Source organism: Mediterraneibacter sp. 210702-DFI.5.30, from assembly GCF_020560115.1.
Taxonomy (GTDB): Bacteria; Bacillota; Clostridia; order Lachnospirales; family Lachnospiraceae; genus Mediterraneibacter; species Mediterraneibacter faecis.
In genome coordinates, this window is record NZ_JAJCME010000007.1 from 119,227 (window position 1) to 140,104 (window position 20,878).

A 20,878-nucleotide genomic window follows, 5' to 3' on the forward strand; every position below is an offset into this window, starting at 1 on the left:
AATAGTAAAAATACGAGGGAAACAGGGAATGAAAACATATTTAGTAACCGGTGGAGCCGGATTTATCGGAAGCAATTATATTCATTATATGTTTAAAAAGTATAAGGATATTAAAATTGTTAATTTGGATAAACTTACTTATGCAGGAAATCCGGAAAATCTGAAAGAATTTGAAAATAATGAAAACTATGTCTTTATTAAAGAAGACATCTGTAATGCAGAAGCTGTAAATAAGATTTTCCAGGAGTACGATATTGACAGAGTTGTACATTTTGCGGCAGAGAGCCACGTAGACAGAAGTATCAAGAATCCGGAGATTTTTGTGCAGACGAATGTAATTGGAACGACAGTTCTTTTGAATGCCGCAAGAAATGCATGGGAACAGGAAGACGGAACCTATAAAGAAGGAAAAAAGTTCCTCCATGTATCAACAGATGAGGTGTATGGATCTTTGGAAGAGGATGGAACATTCTTTTATGAGACAACACCGTATTCACCACACAGCCCGTATTCAGCAAGTAAAGCATCTTCAGACATGTTGGTAAAGGCTTATATTGATACTTATAAGTTCCCGGCTAATATTACAAATTGCAGTAACAACTATGGACCATATCAGTTTCCGGAGAAACTGATTCCACTGATCATCAATAATGCTTTGAACGGAAAGAAAATTCCGGTTTATGGAGATGGACTCAATATCAGAGACTGGTTGTATGTAGAAGATCATGCTAAGGGAATCGATATGGTACAGGAAAAGGGCAGACTGGGTGAGACTTATAATATTGGCGGACACAATGAGCGCAGAAATATCGAGATTGTGAAGACAATCTTGAAACTGCTCTATGATGTACTTCCGGAAACTGACCCACGCAGAGAACATATTAATGAAAATCTGATCGAGTATGTCGAAGACAGAAAAGGGCATGACAGAAGATATGCAATCGCACCGGACAAAATCCGCAAAGAAGTTGGCTGGGAGCCGGAGACAGACTTTGAGACGGGAATCCGTAAAACGATAAAATGGTATCTCAAGAATCTGGACTGGATGGAGAACATTACAAGCGGAGAATATCAGAACTATTATAAAGAGATGTATCATCTGTAAATAGTAGATGAATGGAGCAGATCATATGAAGAAGAGAAAAGGAATTATTCTTGCCGGAGGATCAGGAACAAGATTGTATCCGATTACACAGGCAGTTTCAAAACAGATTTTGCCGGTTTATGATAAGCCAATGATTTATTACCCACTTTCCGTGCTTATGCTTGCGGGAATCAGAGATGTTTTGATCATTACTACAGAAAGAGATGTCAGTGTGTTCAAAGAACTGCTTGGTGATGGATCACAACTTGGAATGAGATTTGAATATAAAGTTCAGAAAAAACCAAGAGGACTTGCAGAGGCATTTATCATTGGAGAGGATTTTATCGGTGATGATGACGTGGCATTGGTTCTGGGAGATAACATTTTCTATGGACAAAGCTTCTCCCCTGTTTTGCAGAGGGTGAATGAACGCGATGGAGCCACAATCTTTGGATATTATGTAAAGAATCCAAAAGCCTATGGGGTAGTAGAATTTGACGAATACAATAATGTACTTTCTATAGAAGAAAAACCGAAAGTACCAAAGTCTAACTATGCCGTACCGGGATTATATTTCTATGATAATTCTGTTGTACAGTATGCAAAGGAAGTCGAGCCTTCCGAACGTGGAGAACTTGAGATTACAAGTATCAACAACAGATATCTTCAAGAGGGAAAACTGAAAGTGGAACTTCTGGGGCGTGGCTTTGCATGGCTGGATACGGGGACTCCGGATGGACTTATGGATGCAGCTAATTTCGTGGCAACATTCCAGAACCGCCAGGGATTGCAGGTATCCTGTATAGAGGAGATTGCATATAAAAAAGGATTTATTGATAAAGAACAATTGAAGAAGTTAGGAAGCCGTTTACGTAAGACACCATACGGACAGTACATATTATCTTTGTGTAAAGAACCTGGTGAGATGCGCAAACAGAAATAAATAAATGCAGGTATTATGACACAAAGAAGTGAAAGCTGAATGAAAATGTGGCATAATATCTGCTTTTGGTATTTTGAGTGGAGTAATCTTACAGATTGTAAAATTTGTAAAATTCTGGAAGGCTAATTGACGCTCCGGATTTTAGGTGGTATACTACTCTTAATATGGACTTACTATTTATTTTTATTGAAGCATTTACTTATAATTATTGCAGGCACGTTTGAATCAAGGAAGGAGGGTAGGTCCAAAGAAGAAAAAGGGGTGATGACGAGCGAGAAATGGATAGGACGCTCAGAGGAGAGTATATGGAAATTGTTTAAGAAAGGAAATAAAGGAGAACTATGAAAAAGAAAAAAACACAACTTTTAGGTATCGTTCTTTCAGCTGCTATGCTTGCAACATCTGTTCCGGCTCCTGTTTATGCAGAACCGACAGATAATGTAGCAGAAGAGGAAGATAGCGATGCCGCAGCTGTTCAGGAAACAACAGATGAAGCTGATGCTGTAGCGGATGATGCAACTGATGATTCCACAGCAGCTGACGATGCGACTCCTGAAGAGGCGGACGAGCAGGATACAGCGGATGAAGCTGATGCTCAGGCAGCTGAAGAAGGAGATAATGAAGTTAAGGTGGATGGTGGTTATACAATTTCTATCCCGACAATTAACTTCCAGGGTGCCAATGCAGCTGTTGCAGAACAGATGGCAAAGGACGTGGAGATTGATGAATCTGATCCTGCTATCCAGAGTCTGAGAAAAGCACTGGAAGAGGTTGAAATTGTCGGCGGCGAAGCCGGCACAGAATCCAATGAATCTAACATCAGTACAGCAGACCTGTATGAAGCAGATGAAGCAGATGGACAGGAGACAACTCAGAAGCTGACAGATGAACAGATTGATACGGTTGTTAAGCAGTATCAGAACTATCTGAATCAGTGGGCAGATAATGCCAATGTACTCGGTGTTCAGAATCCATTCTTTCTGGATTTCAATGATGATACGGATGGTCTTGGTATCCTTGGTGAGATGCTTGCCTTAGACGGCAAAACTGTTCAGGATGTCAGAGATGGCAAGGTTAAGTATGATGATCTGACAGGTATGATCTTTACTTTCACATATGGTGATAAGTTAGGTATTGAGTATTATGGTAAAGATGTAACAAATGCAAGAGAGGAAGCCCTTGCTGCAGTTACAGCATCAGGTGCGCAGACAAAGGCACAGAAGCTGCTTGTTCTGAATGACTGGCTGGCACATAACAATACATTTGATATGTCCTACATCATGAACTCCGGTAAGGAATCAGATGATGACAAGCCGATGATTGCAAAGGATCCTCAGAAGCAGGAGCATGAAGATGATGTTTATAATGCGATCTATGAAGTTTATGAACCTCAGATTAAACAGAATTTCCATGATCAGATTTTTGCAGGCATCGAAAATGATTTGCGTACACAGTTCTATGAAAAGGCTATTCAGCAGGCGGTTTATGAGCAGGCTTTAGGCAAAGCTGAAAGTGAAGCCACAGATGAAGAGAAAGCAGCCGCGAAAGAGCAGGCTGAAGGCTATATCAAGCAGAACAAAGAAGCCATTGACAAAGATCCGGATGGCTATGTAAGAACCAATTTTGGTGAGGATGCAGCTAACCAGATGAAGACTAAGGCAGATGCCTTTATCAAAGATGCTGAAGAAAATGGCGTTGAGGTTGATCCTGAGAATGCGCCTGGTTACAAGATGACAGTTGAGCAGATTACTCAGCAGCAGTTAGAAAGCGATGATCCGGCATTGGATATGGACGGTGATGGAACGAAGGAAACAAGCTTTAAGCAGGCGATTCCAATCTATGCGAAGCAGGCTGCAACCGGTATGACAACTGGTGTTATCAATTATTGGGAAGGTTCTCAGTTTGGTGCATTCGGTATGGGTACATCCGTATGTCTTGGTTACTCCAAAGCTTACACATACCTTGTACAGTGTCTGGATAAGGATATTTATCTGAAAGATACGAATGTAGGCTATGACAGCTCCAACTGGAAGACAGCCAAAGAACTGTACTATACAGATGGCAAGCTTGACACTTCAAAGAATTACACAGTTGACCTTGTAAGAATCTCCTTCCAGTCTGATGTTACAATGTACGGCGAAGAACAGGAGGACTTCGGATCCGACCATTATTGGAATGCAGTAAAGGTTGATGGACAGTGGTTTTATGTGGATCCTTGTTACACAGATGTCTACACAGAAGTTATGAGCCGTGACCGTGTTGAGACAGACGGTGATATGAACCATACATACTTCCTGTTCAGTGATACAAGTGCCAGAAAATTATATGATGGTAATTTCAGTTCTTTGAGATCTCTCTATGAAAACGAAGCAACTGATAAGACCTATGAGACAGCATGGATGGCGCGTGCGGCAAGCAATGTTTACTATGCAGACGGTTATGCGTACTACATGTATGATTCTACAGACCTGTTTGACAGAGTAAACAGTTCAAGCATGAATCAGAGCCAGAAGGCTGCAGAGTACAAGATTGTTCGTCATAAACTGACAGAAAAGGATGCAGGTGATGGCGACAGTGACTATGAGACACTGATTAACTTCACAGACAAGGAAAACGACGATGATGACGATACATTTGTAAGCGTTCTCAAAGACGGCAAGATGGTGAAGAACGACCTTCTGACAAAACTGTATGCACAGTTCGTAGATGAACAGAGCATCTACCCATCTATCGGTCTGACAGCAGCGCTGTACACAGATGGTAAGATTTACTTCAACGTATCCAACGATATCGTATCCTACAATCCTGCAGACGGTGCAGTAGCCGTTGTGAAGGAATACAATACAGTATCTGCAAAACGTGATAATACAAAGCTGTTTGGCGGTATGGCGTTTACAACAACAAGCAAAGACAGTGCAGACTTTACTGTTACAAATCATCCAATCGCAGGTCTGACTGTGAAGGGTGACAAACTGATTGTTTCAATCGGTACAAACTTCGCGTTCATTTCAGGTAAGACTGGCTTGCTTGATCATACAAGTTCCGGTTGTTATGGTTATCAATTCGAAGAGACAGATTACAATCCGACTTATACAAACTACAAGAAGTATCAGCAGTTCATGGGCAGTCAGAGCAATGATAATGACGAGTTCATGTGGTCAGCTAACTTCGTTGATACAGTTGATATGAAGACACTGACAGGTACTTCTCATAATTATGAAACAGTTTCCGTACCTGCAACCTGTGGCCGTGATGCATTTACAGAGGAACGTTGTTCTGATTGTGGTTTGATTAAAGATGGTACACGTGTAGAAAAAGAAAATACAGCACATGAACATCATTACATCAAATTCCATGAAGTATACTATACAAAGACAGATGGTGTTAAAAACGAAGCAGATAACTATGTATGCCCGGAATGTGGTGCTTGTATTACAGAACCTGTTAAATCTAAATACGAGCAGGCGAATTCCACATATGAGAAGAGAAAAGCTATCTGGGATGCAGCAATTAAAAATGAAGCAGAGGGTCATACATATGTACCGACAGATGCAAAATGGAGTGATGATTACTCAACAGTAACATTCCAGAATCTTACATGTGAATCTTGTGCAGATAAAATTGACAAGCTCGATTGCTTGCTTTCATCTGACGATAATGCAACTAATAAAGCGAACCGTGATTCTATCAATAAGACACTGGATAAAGCTGTAACAGTAGATGCTAAGATGGTCAGCCATGCTGGAACATGTGATGAAGGTGTAACAGCTGTATACAAAGCAGCAGATAAAACTGAAGACGGTGTAAAATATTTAGTATCTACAGAAGTAAAAGGCGAAGCAGGACAGCATACATATAGTGATGTAAAATTCAACTGGGATGCAGCTGCAATTAAAGATGATGATGGAAACATCACAGGTTATAAGACAGATCAGAAAGAAGGCACTTCAGTAACAGTTGATGAAGTGAAGTGTTCCGTATGTGGAGAAGTTCAGAAAAATGTATCCGTATCTGTAGTAAAAGATACAGATGCATATAAAGCACCTACATGTGAAGAAGCAGGAAAAGATGTTTATGTAGCAACAGTAACATCAACAGATGATAATACTGTACTTGCAAAAGAGACAAAAGAAGTAGCAATTGCAAAACTTGGTCACAAATACGGCGATCCGGTATGGTCAGACTGGGAAGAAAAAGATGGTAAGTGGACAACAACAGCAACATTTACATGTGCAAATGATGCAACACATGTTCAGACACCAGAAGTTAAGATTGATAGTGAAACAGTCGAAAAAGCAACTTATACAAAAGAAGGAAAAGTTGTTTATACAGCATCCGTAACATCACCAGATGGAAAGAAAGTTGTTAATCCGACAACTAAGGAAGTTGTAGTTGAAAAAGAAAGACTTGCAGCAGTAGAAAACCTGAAAGCATCTTCTTCAGTAGGTAAGGTAAAACTTACATGGAGTGAAGTGAAGGACGCAGAAGGATACCTGATTTATGGAATCCGCGGAGGCGGTAACAAGTATGGTTATATCGGTATGACATCTAAGACATCTTTTGTTGATGTAAAAGCACTTACAAGTGATTACAACTATTACTGGGTATTTGCATACTGCAAAGACGAAAATGGCAAGATGTATCCAGGACTGACAGCACACTATGTATATGGTAAAGCACAGAAATGCGCAGCTGTTACAGACCTGAAAGCTTCATCTGTAAAGGGTGGAGTAAAACTTACATGGACGAAGTCAGCCGGAGCAGAAGGGTATCTTGTATACGGAATCCATCCAGGCGAGAAATATGGTTACATCGGTATGACAACAAAAGGCACAACATTTACAGATAAGAAGGCATCCAGCACAGATTGGAACTTCTACTGGGTATTCCCATACCATACAGACTCTAACGGAAACAAGGTTGTTGGTGGAACACCGGAGTATGTATATGGAAAAGCAAAATAATTGAATGAGATCTGAATCATAAGTTATAAACAGGATTTAACTTATGAAGATTATACGCAAAAAGCACAGTGATTTATTCACTGTGCTTTTTGCATAATATGGTCCTCTTTGATTGTGTAAGACACTGGGGGATGATATAATTAATTCAGTTAATATTCGTTATATTTCAAATGTAAGGGAGGGAAAGTGTATGAAGAAGAAACGAGGCGGGCAGAAAAAAAGAAGGGGAATGTGCCTGTTACTGATTTTATCTATGATAGTTCTGGCTCTTTCAGGTTGCTCTAAGAAAAAAGAGACAAAAACAGAAAAACCACCGACTAAGAAAATAGAAGTGGAAAAGCCAGAACCAGTAGAAGAAGTGCCGGAAGAACCGGAAGAAGAAAAGATTCCGGAAAATCAAAACCTGCTGACAGGTCTTGCGGATCTGACAGATGCTGCTATCGGTAAACGTCCGGTGGCGGTTATGGTGAATAATATTCCGGCAGCAATGCCACAGTACGGAGTAGAAAAAGCAGATATTATCTTTGAAATCCCGGTAGAGGGTGATCAGACGCGTTTTATGGCTCTTTATGCGGATTATACAACTGTTCCGCAGATCTGTGCGATACGAAGCTGCAGATATTATTTCCCGGCATTGTCTCAGGGATTTGATGCGTTTTATGTAAACTGGGGAATTGATGATAGTATCGCAGATTATCTGGAAGCTTTGAACCTGGATCAGTATGATGGAATTTACAATGCAGGAGGTCTGTTTGGACGAGATATGGAACGTCGGAATCAGGGGTATGCATTGGAACACACAGGATACTTTGATGGAACAAAGTTTGCAGAAGTAGTGCAAAATACTGGAAAGAGAACAGACCTTGCGGATGATAAGAAAGGAACAGCATTTCAGTTTAATGGATTAAATGAACAAGTGAAACCATCAGAAGATGTGTGTAAGAAAGTGAGCATTGATTTTGGCGCACAGTCTGCTACACTTGTCTATGATGAAGCAAGCAATACTTATAAAAAAGAAATTGATGGAAATGCCCAGATAGACGGAAAGACAGGAAACCAGCTTGCTTTTACCAATGTGTTTGTGTTAGAGACCACTATCTCTGTCAAAGATGATTTGGGACATAAAGCAGTTGACTGGGATGGCTGGGAAGACTCCATGGGATATTACATTTCGAACGGTGCAAAACAGAAGATTCATTGGAGTAAAGAGGAAAATAATGAATTATCAAGATTAACATTTTATGATGAATCAGGAAATGAAATATCAATTAACCGCGGAAAGAGTTATATTGCATTTAACTATCCGAATCAGACAACATATGAATAAATAAATAATCCCCTGCCGGTTGCAGATTAATTTGAAATAGCAACAGGTAGGGGATTGCTTATTGATACTCATTTTTAGTTGACTTCAAGCATGATTTCCATTGCATGAATTGCATGCTGAATCATGGCTACTACAGTATTATGGCTGTTTTTATCAATATTAGAATCCCAGACATCATCGAAAAACTCTTCGAAGATATGATCCAATATAATCTTATTTGGAATGCAGATGTTATATTCCGGAGTCAACTTCTTTAAACGCAGATAACACAAAGAATCTGATACAAAAAGTGTCGGGTGTGCTATGTGCTGATGGTCGGAAAGAATTCCTTCCGGAAGAACGCATACATGCATAAGATCAAGTCTGTTTAACAGCTGTTCCAGATTCTTAAGGCAACGCAGTCTTTGGGATATAGTTAATGATATTCTTACACCGAAGAAATCAAGTTCTCCTGTAACTGTGAAATCTTTTAACACGGAAGCATAAATGATCAGATGGATTGGTGTGGTCTCCAAAATGCGCTGTGTCAGGTGATTTAGTTTTTTTACGTCCTCCTTCTGAAGATCGTTGTTATTCAGGCAATACTCATCCAGGAGCTCCGTATATAGATCTTCCGGAAGAAAATGTTCTGTCAGGTGTCCGATGAGACAGTATTGCTTCTGTGAAATTAACGTTTGTTCATATTCAAAGCGATGAATCATTTCCGGAATGGTTGTTTTCCGGATTAATAGTGTTTCTTTATTACAAAGAAGTCTGATCTTGTGATAAAGTTCATTCGTTAGATCACTGTCTTCAATTGTGGTAATTCCAAGACAGTGACTGCTATCTACTAACATTCCAGAGATAGCATAAGTGTCTCTGATTGCAAAAATGAGCTTACGTTGAGCCTGCGAACCAGAATAAAGATTAAAATCAATATTAGAGAGATTGGTCATCACATTCATTAAGAAACCAGCGGTATAGGCAGGAGTGGAAGCAGCCGATTCCAGGTCCATAAGAAGTGAAAAATGTACACCAGGTAGAATAAGATTCCGGCCGCCGTGTGCACTGTTGAGTTCTGCAATCAAAAGCTGGTAATTAGGATCGACATTCAAAATATCAACAATCGCGTATACGTTTAGAGAATTAACTTTTCGAAGTGAAGGGTGTTTCATTTTAAAAATGAACTGGTCTAATGTAAGCTCCGGATAATAAGAAATTTTTGGAGCTACTTCTGTACCGGTTGAGTTTTGTAATTCTTTTACATATATATATTCAGATTCGAGATTGTCATAAATAGCAGTTTCAAGATCATTGATGTCCTGTAACTGATATTCCTGTAACAGTTGTGCAGTGCTTTCTTCTGAAAGTGCTTCAACAATGCAGTGACTGATAGCCTGAAGTGTATTTTCATGATTTTTTTCAGTTGGCAATAGTTTTCCGCTAATCCATTTACTGATATAGGAGTCATCATACTGAACAGCTTTTGCAAGAATACTATTTTTTAGCTCAGCAATAGCCATAAGGTGTTCTAGTAAAATGCTGAAACGGTTTTTATCTTTCATATTTTTGTTATATTACAGAGCATAGAATAACTTGTAATATGTCCCCCTTCCTTTAAAAATACCTTAAAGAAGTTGATAGTATGATATTAGTTTAGAGCAGAGAAAATAAAATTGCAATAAAAGAACCATAATTTACCTACGATTTTGTATTTATTTCAAAAATGAAGCTTGGAAAACAAGATGATTCATGTGAATCATGTTGATTCAAGTTTCCATAAATTGTCATTTGAAAGAACCTGTGATAAAATTTGAAAGTATTTTTGGGGAAAAATGACAAGAAAAACAAAAGAAAAGAAGGGGACAAAATTATGAATTTTACAGAGCAGAAATTGACAGGTAAAGCAAGTATTGACAAACCTTGGCTGAACTTTTATCCGGAACAGTTCAGAAATCTTGAGATACCAAGAATTACAATCGAAGCTTTCCTGAAAATGAAAAACCCGAATGAGGATAAGATCGCATTTGAGTATTATGGAAATAAGATTACATGGAAACAGTTATGGGAAGATGTAGATGTTGCGGCAAGAGCACTGAAAGCCCTCGGATTTAACGAAGGTGACAGAGTTCCGTCCTTTTTAGTATCTACGCCAGCTCATTTTATTCTGCTTCTTGCAGCAGAAAGAGTCGGTGTAGCAATTATCTGTCGTGATGACGAACCGGAAGAACTTTGTTTTGCAATCCGTAAATGTAAAACAGATACAGCATTTGTAATGGATTATCTTTCAAAAGAAGATGAAGAGTTATTCCGTACAACAACTCCGATGACACGTATGATTAAAGTGTCACCATTTGAATATGCAGACAAGAGCCAGATGAAGGATTATGTATTAGAAGAAATCACAGCCCGCTATCCGGCAGAGACAGAGACAACAGAAGGCGATATGAGCTGGCAGGAGTTTATGGAACTGGGAAGAAACTTCAAAGGTGAATATCTTGCACCAGTAGATCCTGACAGAGCTGTGTTTGGAGCATACACAAGTGGTTCAACAGGAATTTCTAAACTTGTAATCCATTCTTCAGCGAATATAGTAGCAACTGCATACCAGATGTCAATCTTTATTCCGCCGTCAGATGTGCAGGAAGTCTGGTGGACACCAATTCTTCCACCGGCATTGATCGCAGTAACAGTTTCAATGACAATCTTCCCACTTTCTACAGGATTAATGGTATCACTTGATCCATTCTGTCCGTTAGAGAATATTGACATTGAATTCATGGATCGTAAACCGAACTTCTGGGCATTGATCCCACTCTATTGCGAGATGTTAATGTCCAGTGAGAGAATTCCGGAAGATTACGATATGTCTCACCTGAGAACAATCGGTGCAGGTGCCGAAGCTATGAATGACCGTAAGTATGCAGAGGTAGAAGAATTTTTCCATAAACACAACGTTCAGGCAAAATTAAGTGCAGGTTATGGACAGAGCGAGGGATGCTCAAACCTCACACTGCCGAACCCAATGTTCCCATTGGAGGATGGATGTGTAGGTATGCCAATGACAGCAACTGTACTTGGTGTATTTGACAAAGATCTGAATGAATTAAATTACGGAGAATCAGGAGAACTCTGTATGACAGGTCCGTCTATGATGCTTCATTACTCAGGCTGGAGAGGTGAAGAACTGACAGAGCAGACACTTGTTGAGCATCCGGATGGAAACACATGGTTACATACAGGAGACGAGGCTTATATCACAGAGCAGGGAATTGTGCATATTCTTGGTCGTGGTGAAATCAAAGCTTATGGAGACAAGCCACTTCATGTAATGAGAATGGAGACAAAAACAGTAAGAACTCCTGGAGTGAAAGATGGATTCTTCTGTCTCGTTCCGGATCAGGAGCATGAAGGATATTATCGTCCATATCTGTTTGTGATTCTTGATGGAACAAAGACACTTGAGGAAGTAGCAGAACTGCTGAAAGATACACTGGAAGAACATGAATATCCGGTAGAGATCAGAGAAATTACTGAAAGACCTTACTTCCACTTCAAAACAGATAGAAAAGGTCTTACAGCTCAGATTCTTAAAGAATTAGAGCAGGCAAAAGAAGAAAAATAAGGAAATCAAAGGTTTTGATTGTTTCAGGGAGCAATAACCGTTGGTTGGGGGAATGGGAAAAAAGTGCCGAGTCATAGGAAAAGTCCATATGACTCGGCACTTTTTAAGTGTGAAATAGAGATGATTTTGTAAAAGAATGAAAAAGTTTTGCTTTGCTGTTGAGAACTGAAAGAAAAAATGCGATTTTATGTAAAAAACACTTGACACAGAACATAAATCAACATATAATAGCAAGGTATGACATAAGGAGAAACAGTATGCACCAAAGCCCCGGAGTATGCTGATTTCAAATAAATAAGCAATAGTATATAATGATTATTTATAGGAGGAACACCCATGAAAACTTATATGGCTAACCCTGATAAGATTGAAAGAAAATGGTATGTGGTTGACGCTGAAGGCGCTACACTTGGACGTCTTGCATCTGAGATCGCAAAGGTACTCAGAGGAAAGAACAAACCGGAATATACTCCGCACATCGATACAGGAGATTATGTAATCGTTGTTAATGCAGAGAAAGTTAAAGTAACAGGAAAGAAATTACAGCAGAAGATCTACTACAATCACTCTGATTATGTTGGAGGAATGAGAGAGACTACACTTGCTGAGCTTCTTGCTAAGAAGCCAGAGAAGGTGATCGAGCTTGCTGTTAAGGGAATGCTTCCGAAAGGACCTATGGGAAGAGACATGATCAAGAAGCTTCATGTATACGCTGGACCAGAGCATGCAAATCAGGCTCAGAAGCCGGAAGTTCTTACATTTTAGGTAGAAGGAGGAAATAACAGTGGCTAACGCAAAATATTACGGAACAGGAAGAAGAAAAAAATCTATCGCAAGAGTATATCTTGTACCTGGAACAGGAAAGATCACAATCAATAAAAGAGATATCGACGAGTATCTTGGACTTGAAACTCTGAAAGTTGTTGTTCGCCAGCCGCTCGTGGCTACAGAGACAGCTGACAAGTTCGATGTAATCGTTAATGTATGTGGTGGTGGATACACAGGACAGGCTGGAGCTATCCGTCACGGAATCGCTAGAGCACTCCTTGAGGCAGACGCAGATTACAGACCGGTTCTCAAGTCAGCAGGTTACCTGACTCGTGACCCACGTATGAAAGAGCGTAAGAAACCAGGTCTCAAGGCCGCCCGTCGCGCTCCGCAGTTCAGCAAGAGATAATCGACTGCTCAGACTATATCAAAATGGTTCAAAAAGCCCGGAAAATCAAGGTTTTCCGGGCTTTTGCTATATCTAAACGGGCTGATATGGTTTGACCAAATTTGGCAAAACGAGAGCCGATTTCATCCAATTTTTAGTGGTCCGCAAGTGGTTAACTGGCTAAAAAGAGGGCAAAAAGAGGGGGAAGTGGTTCCCAAAGTGGTTAACCGAGAGCCGATTTTTGGGGTGCTTTTCAGCCCTCCTTCCCCTCGTTTTTTGGCTGTGGCAGTTTGGCATAGTTTGAGCTAATTTGAATAATTGAATATGAATTTGATGTAGCACACAGTATAAATGCTGGGTGCTTTTTTCATTTCAGGAACTCGTATTCCGGCGATAGAAAGAGCCGTCACTTCACTGTTAATTTTGAAGTGGCGGCTTTTTCTATTTCCAGAAGCAACAGCAATAATTAGAAATGAGGTGAAATCAATGAACACGCAAATCATCGCCATTGCCAACCAGAAAGGCGGCGTTGGCAAGACAACGACCTGTGCCAACTTGGGAATCGGGCTGGCGCAGGCCGGAAAGAAAGTCCTGCTGATCGACGGGGACCCGCAAGGAAGCCTGACAATCAGCTTGGGAAATCCGCAACCGGACAAGCTGCCATTTACACTGTCGGATGCAATGGGCAAAATTCTGATGGATCAGCCTATACGCCCCGGAGAAGGTATTCTGCATCATGCAGAAGGCGTTGACCTGATGCCTGCGGATATTCAGCTTTCCGGTATGGAGGTTTCTTTGGTAAATGCTATGAGTCGTGAGACTATCTTGCGGCAATATCTGGACACACTGAAGGGGCAATACTCCCATATCCTCATCGACTGCCAGCCCTCCCTTGGTATGCTCACAGTCAATGCGCTGGCGGCTGCGAACAGGATCATCATTCCCGTTCAGGCAGAGTATCTGCCCGCTAAAGGGCTGGAACAGCTGCTCTCCACGGTAAACAAGGTAAAGAGGCAAATCAACCCCAAGCTCCAGATTGACGGTATCCTGCTGACGATGGTGGACAGCCGAACCAACTTTGCCAAAGAGATTTCCGCGCTCCTGCGGGAGACCTATGGCAGCAAGATCAAAGTATTCGGCACAGAGATCCCCCATTCTGTCCGGGCAAAGGAAATCAGTGCAGAGGGGAAAAGTATTTTCGCCCATGACCCTGGCGGCAAGGTGGCAGAGGGGTATCGAAATCTGACGAAGGAGGTGTTGAAACTTGAAAAGCAGCGCGAAAAAAATAGAGCTGGCCTCGGTAGATGATCTGTTCTCCACCGAAGAAGGCCGTCAGGATGCAAAGCTGGAAAAGATTCAGGAGATTCCGCTGTCTGAACTGCATCCCTTTAAGAACCACCCATTCAAAGTCAAGGATGACGAAGCAATGATGGAAACCGCAGACAGTATCAAGCAGTATGGCGTTCTGGTTCCAGCGATTGCTCGACCGGACCCGGAGGGCGGTTATGAGTTGGTAGCCGGACACAGGCGGCACAGAGCCAGTGAGCTGGCAGAAAAGGAGACCATGCCGGTCATTGTTCGGGATTTGGATGATGATGCCGCCACGATCATTATGGTTGACAGCAATCTGCAACGCGAAAGTCTTCTCCCCAGTGAAAGAGCCTTTGCTTACAAGATGAAACTGGATGCCATGAAAAGACAGGCTGGCAGACCGAGTAAAGAAAATGTGTCCCAAGTTGGGACACAAAAGCGATCAGACCAGTTGCTTGCTGAACAGGTGGGGCAAAGTCGAAATCAAATTCAGCGCTATATCCGTCTGACAGAGCTGATTCCTGAATTGATGGACATGGTGGATGAAAAGAAAGTTGCCTTAAATCCTGCTTATGAGCTGTCCTTTCTCAAAAAGGAGGAACAGGTAGACCTGTTGGACGCGATGGACAGCGAACAGGCTACCCCTTCTCTTTCTCAAGCCCAGCGGCTCAAAAAATACAGTCAGGAGGGGCATCTGACCCTCGATATGATGCGTGTCATCATGGGTGAGGAAAAGAAAAGCGATCTGGACCGAGTGACATTTACCTCTGACACCTTGCGGAAGTATTTCCCTAAAAGCTATACGCCCCAGCGGATGCAGGAAACCATCATCAAGCTGCTGGAGGCATGGCAGAAAAAGCGTCAGAGAGACCAGGAACGATGAAAGGAGCCGCCTATGAGGGATATTTCAGCCCGTGAGCTGAAAGGACACAAGATTCTCGCCGTAGAGAGGTTTTGGGATAACACCCGCTGGATGATTGAGTTTTCCGTCCTGCGTCCCAGCACAGCTTACGGCAGCCCCGGAGAGGAAATGCGGCTGTTTTTGACCGAGGATGGGTATCAGGCTGCCCTGCAAAGCCAACAGCGCCGGGAGATCAAGATCAAGCGTTACGCTCGTGTGATTGAGGGACATATCCTCGATTTCAAACCGGGAAAACGCCGCCGCTCATAAACTCATACAACGAAAGGAAAGGAATGACTATGTGTACGGTAAAGGAAATTCAAGAAGCAATCCGGGAAAATTGCAAATCTCAGCATGACATGGAATCAACGGATATTGACCGAGTGATGCAAACACTTCCTTTTGCCCAGGAGGAGCCATTTACAGAGGCGCGTCCTCGAAAGCCGCTGTTTTGGTTCTATGTAAGAAAATTTGAAAAGTGTTGAACACCGCAATTCTTTGGAATGAGGATTGCGGTTTTTTTGTACCCAAAATTCGGAAGGAGTGAGGTCGATGGCCGTTTTTCGCATTGAACGGACCCGTGATTATACCGTGATGAGCAATCATCATTTACGAAATGCAAACCTGTCGTTAAAAGCCAAGGGGCTGCTTTCCATGATGCTGTCTTTGCCGGAGGACTGGAATTACACCACCCGTGGTCTTGCAAAGATCTGTAAGGAGGGCGTGGATGCCATAGGTGCTGCGTTGCGGGAATTGGAGGCCGCCGGTTATATTGTACGGCACAAGCTGCGTGACCGGCAGGGACGCATCAGCGATACAGAGTATGTCATATACGAGCAGCCACAGCTTAGAAAACCGGATACGGATTCACCAGATACGGAAAACCCGTATATGGATAAACCGGATACGGAAAAGCCCGCAGAATTAAATATAGAGAAATCAAATACTCAAAAACAAAATATTTATGGATCAAGTACCGATTCCATTCCCTTCCGGGATTGCGCGGCAGATTGTCTGCCGGAACGGAAAGGAAGGGATGCGATGTCACTCACAGAGATAGAGAGTTATCGGGAATTGATTCAGGAGAATATCGGGTATGAATACCTGTGTCAGCAGTATGAAACTTATCGGGAGGATTTGGATGAGATTGTGGAGCTGATCGTGGAAACGGTCTGTGCAAAGCGAAAGACCACCCGTATTGCCGGAAGTGATTTTCCGCATGAAATCGTTCGTTCCAGGTTCTTAAAGCTGGATAACTCGCACATTGAGTTTGTCATGGACTGTTTACAGAAGAACACCACGGAAATTCGTAACATGAAGCAGTATCTTCTGACCGTTCTGTTCAATGCACCGACCACGATAAGCAATCATTACACCTCACAAGTAAATCACGATCTGTATGGCGGCTGGTAAATGGTCGCTTTTTTATTGCCCGGAACTGCCGGGAGAAAGGAGCAAGCATGATGTCTGAGGGAAAGACCATAGGGCAGCTGATGGAAGAAATGCGAGCAAAGGCAGGAGCGCAGAATTATCACGGTCATGGATATATGGACCTCCAGCGTTTTGCGGAGGACACCCGGCACATGATTATTTTTGATGTGCTGACGAACGATTCCCCTGTTGGCTGGAAAGGCGAACGAACACGCCTGTTTCTGTCGGATACCGGTTATGAAAAAGCACTGGATAGTCAGGAAAAGGGGCAGATTAAGATTTTGAGCCACGCAAAGGTACGTCAGGGCAATCTGCACTATGACCGTTCTGACCAGTTACGCTAAGGAGGGCGGTATGAAGCGTTATCTTCTGCGGCGGCTGGTGGTTCCGCCTTAGCAAAAAAAGAGATTCCCTGCAAACTTCGTGGAAAGGAGGCGAGAAAATGCAGGAAGAAGTGGAAAACAGAACTTTGACGCTGGTTGTCAGTGGAACAAAGTTTACCGGCAGAATGTTTAAGGCTGCCATAAGCAAGTACATGGCACATCGAAAGGAAAAGAAGCTGGAAAAACAGAGAAGCCGTGATGCGCCGGTTGTTCCGCATGGAAAACAGACTGTGAAGCAGCTTGTCGGGCAGAATCAGGGAATATCCAACATTGAGATCACAGACCCCTCTATCAAGGAGTTTGAGAAAATCGCCCGGAAATATGGTGTGGATTATGCGGTGAAAAAGGACCGCAGCAGTTCTCCGCCAAAGTACCTGATTTTTTTCAAAGGCCGTGACGCCGATGCGCTGACCGCTGCATTTACCGAGTACACCAGCAAAAAGGTCAAGAAGGCCGAGAAAACAGAACGCCCGTCTGTGCTGGCAAAACTCAGTCAGTTCAAAGAGATGGTCAAAAATGCCGTGGTGGACCGCACCAAGCGAAAGGAGCTGGAACGATGAAAAAGCAGTTTGACATCAAAAAGCTCGTTTTGCTGAACCTGCCCTATCTCCTGATGGGGCTGTTTACTACCAACTTCGGGGAGGCATGGCGACTGGCTCAGGGGGCAAATGCTTCAGAGAAATTCCTTTCTCTGTTTGCTGTCCTGCCTGGGGCGCTGCAAAGCTTCTGGCCCAGCCTGCACCCGCTGGATCTGCTGGTGGGGCTGTGCTGCGGTGCTGGCCTGCGTCTGGCGGTGTATCTCAAAAGTAAAAACGCCAAGAAGTACCGTCACGGCATGGAGTATGGTTCTGCCCGTTGGGGAACCCGTGAGGATATTGCTCCCTACATCGACCCGGTGTTCCAGAACAATGTCATTCTCACAAAAACCGAAAGCCTGACCATGAACAGCCGCCCCAAGGACCCAAAGACCGCCAGAAACAAAAATGTGCTGGTGATCGGCGGCTCCGGTTCCGGTAAGACCCGCTTCTGGCTCAAACCAAATCTGATGCAGATGCACAGTTCTTATGTGGTCACAGACCCAAAGGGAACCATTTTGGTGGAGTGCGGGAAAATGCTCCAAAGGGGCGCACCCAAACTGGGAAAGGACGGAAAGCCCATGAAGGATAAGCACGGCAAGGTCATTTATGAGCCTTACCGGATCAAGGTCCTCAATACCATCAACTTCAAGAAATCCATGCACTATAACCCTTTCGCCTATATCCATAGCGAAAAGGACATATTGAAGCTGGTCACGACGCTGATCGCCAATACCAAAGGCGAAGGCAAGGCCGGAGACGATTTCTGGGTCAAGGCAGAAACGCTTCTCTATTGTGCGCTCATTGGCTATATCCACTATGAGGCTCCGGTGGAGGAGCAGAACTTCTCCACCCTTATTGAGTTCATCAACGCCATGGAGGTCCGGGAGGATGACGAGGAGTTCAAAAATCCCGTGGATCTGATGTTTGACGCATTGGAAGCAGAAAAGCCAAACCACTTTGCGGTGCGCCAGTATAAGAAATATAAGCTGGCGGCAGGAAAAACAGCCAAGTCGATCCTGATTTCCTGTGGTGCGCGCCTTGCGGTATTCGACATTGCAGAGCTGCGTGAGGTCACAGCCTATGATGAGCTGGAGCTGGACACTCTGGGAGACCAGAAAACTGCCCTGTTCCTCATTATGAGTGATACGGATGACAGTTTTAACTTTCTCATTTCCATGTGCTACACCCAGTTATTCAACCTGCTTTGTGAAAAGGCCGATGATGTGTATGGCGGCAGGCTTCCGGTTCATGTGCGCTGTTTGATTGATGAGTGTGCTAACATCGGGCAGATTCCGAAACTGGAAAAGCTGGTGGCCACCATCCGAAGCCGTGAAATCTCTGCCTGTCTGGTGTTGCAGGCACAGAGCCAGCTCAAGGCAATTTACAAAGATAATGCCGATACCATCATCGGCAATATGGATACTTCCATCTTCCTGGGTGGCAAAGAGCCAACAACGCTGAAAGAGCTGGCGGCTGTTCTGGGAAAGGAGACCATAGACACTTACAACACCGGAGAGAGCCGGGGACGGGAGACCTCCCACTCGCTCAACTATCAGAAATTGGGAAAAGAGCTGATGAGCCAGGACGAGCTGGCAGTTATGGATGGCGGCAAGTGCATCTTGCAGTTGCGCGGTGTGCGTCCGTTTCTTTCAGACAAGTATGACATTACCAGACACCCTAATTTCAAATACACAGCTGATGCAGACAAGCGAAATACCTTTGATATTGAAGCATTTTTGTCTGCCAGACTAAAACTCAAGCCTGATGAGGTCTGCGATGTATATGAAGTAGACACAAAGGGCGCTTAATTTGTTCCGCTTTAGAAGGGAGTGATCGTATCTATTTGCCGCACCTGCCCTCTATGGGCCATTGGCGTACAAAGCGGACAATCGCAAGAAAAATAATGAAAAAGGAGGACAGCCGGAATCATGCTCCCGGAAACCGGGCGGCAGATTGTTCCGGCTTTTGTATGCCTATGAAACATGACAAACATATTTTTTAATCAGATTCCGGCTAACAAACTATATGGCATTTTTTGAACAGGCAATTACCGTTCTTCAGACTCTCGTTATCGCGCTCGGTGCCGGTCTTGGTATCTGGGGTGTCATCAACCTGCTGGAAGGTTACGGCAACGACAACCCTGGCGCAAAATCTCAGGGCATGAAGCAGCTCATGGCCGGCGCTGGTGTAGCCGTAGTTGGCATGGTCCTTGTACCTCTGCTCTCCGGGCTGTTCTCTGTCTAAGCGTTCCTGCATGAAATCCTTGCCGCTCCCGCAGTTCTGCGGGGCGGCGGAAAGGAGGTTGACACCGTATGGATTTCTTACTTGAAGCCCTGACAAATTGGCTGAAAGAAATGCTGGTGGGCGGTATTATGAGCAACCTTTCGGGGATGTTTGACAGCGTAAACCAACAGGTCGCGGATATATCCGTACAGGTAGGACAGACCCCACAGGGATGGAATGGCAGTATTTTCAATATGATTGAGAATCTGTCAAACTCCATCATGGTGCCGATTGCAGGTGTGATCCTGGCTATCGTGATGACCGTAGACCTGATCCAGATGATTGCAGACAAGAACAACCTGCATGATGTGGATACCTGGATGATTTTCAAGTGGGTGTTCAAATCAGCTGCCGCCATCCTCATTGTCACAAACACATGGAATATCGTGATGGGCGTCTTTGATATGGCGCAGAGCGTGGTGGCGCAGGCGGCAGGGATTATCAATTCGGATGCGTCCATTGACATTTCCTCAGTTATGACTGATCTGGAACCGAGGCTGATGGAAATGGATTTGGGACCGCTGTTCGGACTGTGGTTCCAATCCCTCTTTATTGGCATTACCATGTGGGCGTTGTATATCTGTATCTTTATCGTTATTTATGGCCGTATGATCGAGATCTACCTTGTAACTTCGGTGGCTCCCGTTCCAATGGCTGCAATGATGGGCAAAGAATGGGGCGGTATGGGACAGAATTACCTCCGATCCCTGCTGGCACTGGGCTTTCAGGCGTTTCTCATTATCGTCTGCGTGGCAATTTATGCTGTGCTGGTGCAGAACATCGCTCTGGAAGATGACATCATCATGGCAATCTGGAGCTGCGTGGGCTACACCGTACTGCTATGTTTTACGCTGTTCAAAACCGGCAGTCTCGCCAAATCAGTCTTTCAGGCGCACTAAAACGGAAGGAGGTT

The 20,878-nt window shown here is 43.4% G+C and carries 18 protein-coding genes; 17 read left to right on the forward strand and 1 reads right to left on the reverse strand.

Going from position 1 to position 20,878, the window contains the following annotated elements; all coding sequences use genetic code 11:
- The first annotated feature begins 28 nt into the window (after positions 1-28).
- The 4 genes from rfbB (at position 29) to LI126_RS09310 (ending at position 8,318) form a co-directional block, all read left to right on the forward strand.
- Positions 29-1,105: a dTDP-glucose 4,6-dehydratase gene (rfbB, locus tag LI126_RS09295; protein WP_055147732.1), complete on the forward strand. Its 1,077-nt coding sequence runs from the start codon at positions 29-31 to the stop codon at positions 1,103-1,105.
- Positions 1,106-1,130: 25 nt separating this feature from the next.
- Positions 1,131-2,027 carry a glucose-1-phosphate thymidylyltransferase RfbA gene (gene rfbA / locus LI126_RS09300; RefSeq protein WP_055157730.1) on the forward strand — a complete coding sequence of 299 codons (897 nt, stop codon included), beginning with the start codon at positions 1,131-1,133 and terminating at the stop codon, positions 2,025-2,027.
- Between the two features lie 341 nt (positions 2,028-2,368).
- Complete coding sequence (locus LI126_RS09305) at positions 2,369-6,991, forward strand: hypothetical protein (RefSeq protein WP_227165257.1); 4,623 nt, start codon at positions 2,369-2,371, stop codon at positions 6,989-6,991.
- A gap of 190 nt (positions 6,992-7,181) precedes the next feature.
- On the forward strand, positions 7,182-8,318 hold the full coding sequence (locus tag LI126_RS09310) for a DUF3048 domain-containing protein (RefSeq protein WP_055147738.1): 1,137 nt from the start codon (positions 7,182-7,184) through the stop codon (positions 8,316-8,318).
- 74 nt (positions 8,319-8,392) lie between these two features.
- Here the strand turns inward: LI126_RS09310 and LI126_RS09315 are convergent, their stop codons facing one another.
- Positions 8,393-9,820: a hypothetical protein gene (locus tag LI126_RS09315; RefSeq protein WP_227165258.1), complete on the reverse strand. Its 1,428-nt coding sequence runs from the start codon at positions 9,818-9,820 to the stop codon at positions 8,393-8,395.
- Positions 9,821-10,170: 350 nt separating this feature from the next.
- Between LI126_RS09315 and LI126_RS09320 the strand changes: the two genes are divergently transcribed.
- The 13 genes from LI126_RS09320 (at position 10,171) to LI126_RS09380 (ending at position 20,864) form a co-directional block, all read left to right on the forward strand.
- Positions 10,171-11,922: an AMP-binding protein gene (locus LI126_RS09320; protein ID WP_055147744.1), complete on the forward strand. Its 1,752-nt coding sequence runs from the start codon at positions 10,171-10,173 to the stop codon at positions 11,920-11,922.
- Between the two features lie 336 nt (positions 11,923-12,258).
- Positions 12,259-12,687 carry a 50S ribosomal protein L13 gene (rplM, locus tag LI126_RS09325; RefSeq protein WP_005609864.1) on the forward strand — a complete coding sequence of 143 codons (429 nt, stop codon included), beginning with the start codon at positions 12,259-12,261 and terminating at the stop codon, positions 12,685-12,687.
- Between the two features lie 19 nt (positions 12,688-12,706).
- Positions 12,707-13,099, forward strand: coding sequence for a 30S ribosomal protein S9 (gene rpsI / locus LI126_RS09330; RefSeq protein WP_020437258.1), 393 nt, complete (start codon positions 12,707-12,709; stop codon positions 13,097-13,099).
- A 465-nt stretch (positions 13,100-13,564) separates the two neighbouring features.
- Entirely contained in the window at positions 13,565-14,386 is an 822-nt protein-coding gene (locus LI126_RS09335; RefSeq protein ID WP_004797470.1) for a ParA family protein, read from the forward strand.
- A complete protein-coding gene (locus tag LI126_RS09340; protein WP_227165259.1) occupies positions 14,343-15,272 on the forward strand; it encodes a ParB/RepB/Spo0J family partition protein in 930 nt (309 codons plus the stop codon). The genes LI126_RS09335 and LI126_RS09340 overlap by 44 nt, the downstream gene beginning before the upstream one ends.
- A 12-nt stretch (positions 15,273-15,284) precedes the next feature.
- Complete coding sequence (locus tag LI126_RS09345) at positions 15,285-15,560, forward strand: DUF5720 family protein (protein ID WP_008728382.1); 276 nt, start codon at positions 15,285-15,287, stop codon at positions 15,558-15,560.
- Between the two features lie 23 nt (positions 15,561-15,583).
- The gene (locus LI126_RS09350) at positions 15,584-15,775 is read left to right on the forward strand and encodes a hypothetical protein (protein WP_442919970.1); all 192 of its coding nucleotides are present in this window, start codon (positions 15,584-15,586) and stop codon (positions 15,773-15,775) included.
- 67 nt (positions 15,776-15,842) lie between these two features.
- Positions 15,843-16,703: a DUF6017 domain-containing protein gene (locus LI126_RS09355; RefSeq protein WP_007886611.1), complete on the forward strand. Its 861-nt coding sequence runs from the start codon at positions 15,843-15,845 to the stop codon at positions 16,701-16,703.
- A 50-nt stretch (positions 16,704-16,753) separates the two neighbouring features.
- Entirely contained in the window at positions 16,754-17,065 is a 312-nt protein-coding gene (locus tag LI126_RS09360; protein ID WP_008728385.1) for a DUF5720 family protein, read from the forward strand.
- 98 nt (positions 17,066-17,163) lie between these two features.
- On the forward strand, positions 17,164-17,664 hold the full coding sequence (locus LI126_RS09365; protein WP_227165261.1) for a PcfB family protein: 501 nt from the start codon (positions 17,164-17,166) through the stop codon (positions 17,662-17,664).
- Positions 17,661-19,490, forward strand: coding sequence for a VirD4-like conjugal transfer protein, CD1115 family (locus LI126_RS09370; protein ID WP_227165262.1), 1,830 nt, complete (start codon positions 17,661-17,663; stop codon positions 19,488-19,490). The genes LI126_RS09365 and LI126_RS09370 overlap by 4 nt, the downstream gene beginning before the upstream one ends.
- 217 nt (positions 19,491-19,707) lie before the next feature.
- Positions 19,708-19,926 carry a Maff2 family mobile element protein gene (locus LI126_RS09375; protein WP_003525154.1) on the forward strand — a complete coding sequence of 73 codons (219 nt, stop codon included), beginning with the start codon at positions 19,708-19,710 and terminating at the stop codon, positions 19,924-19,926.
- 68 nt (positions 19,927-19,994) lie between these two features.
- The gene (locus LI126_RS09380; protein WP_002576236.1) at positions 19,995-20,864 is read left to right on the forward strand and encodes a VirB6/TrbL-like conjugal transfer protein, CD1112 family; all 870 of its coding nucleotides are present in this window, start codon (positions 19,995-19,997) and stop codon (positions 20,862-20,864) included.
- The last annotated feature ends 14 nt before the right edge of the window (positions 20,865-20,878 follow it).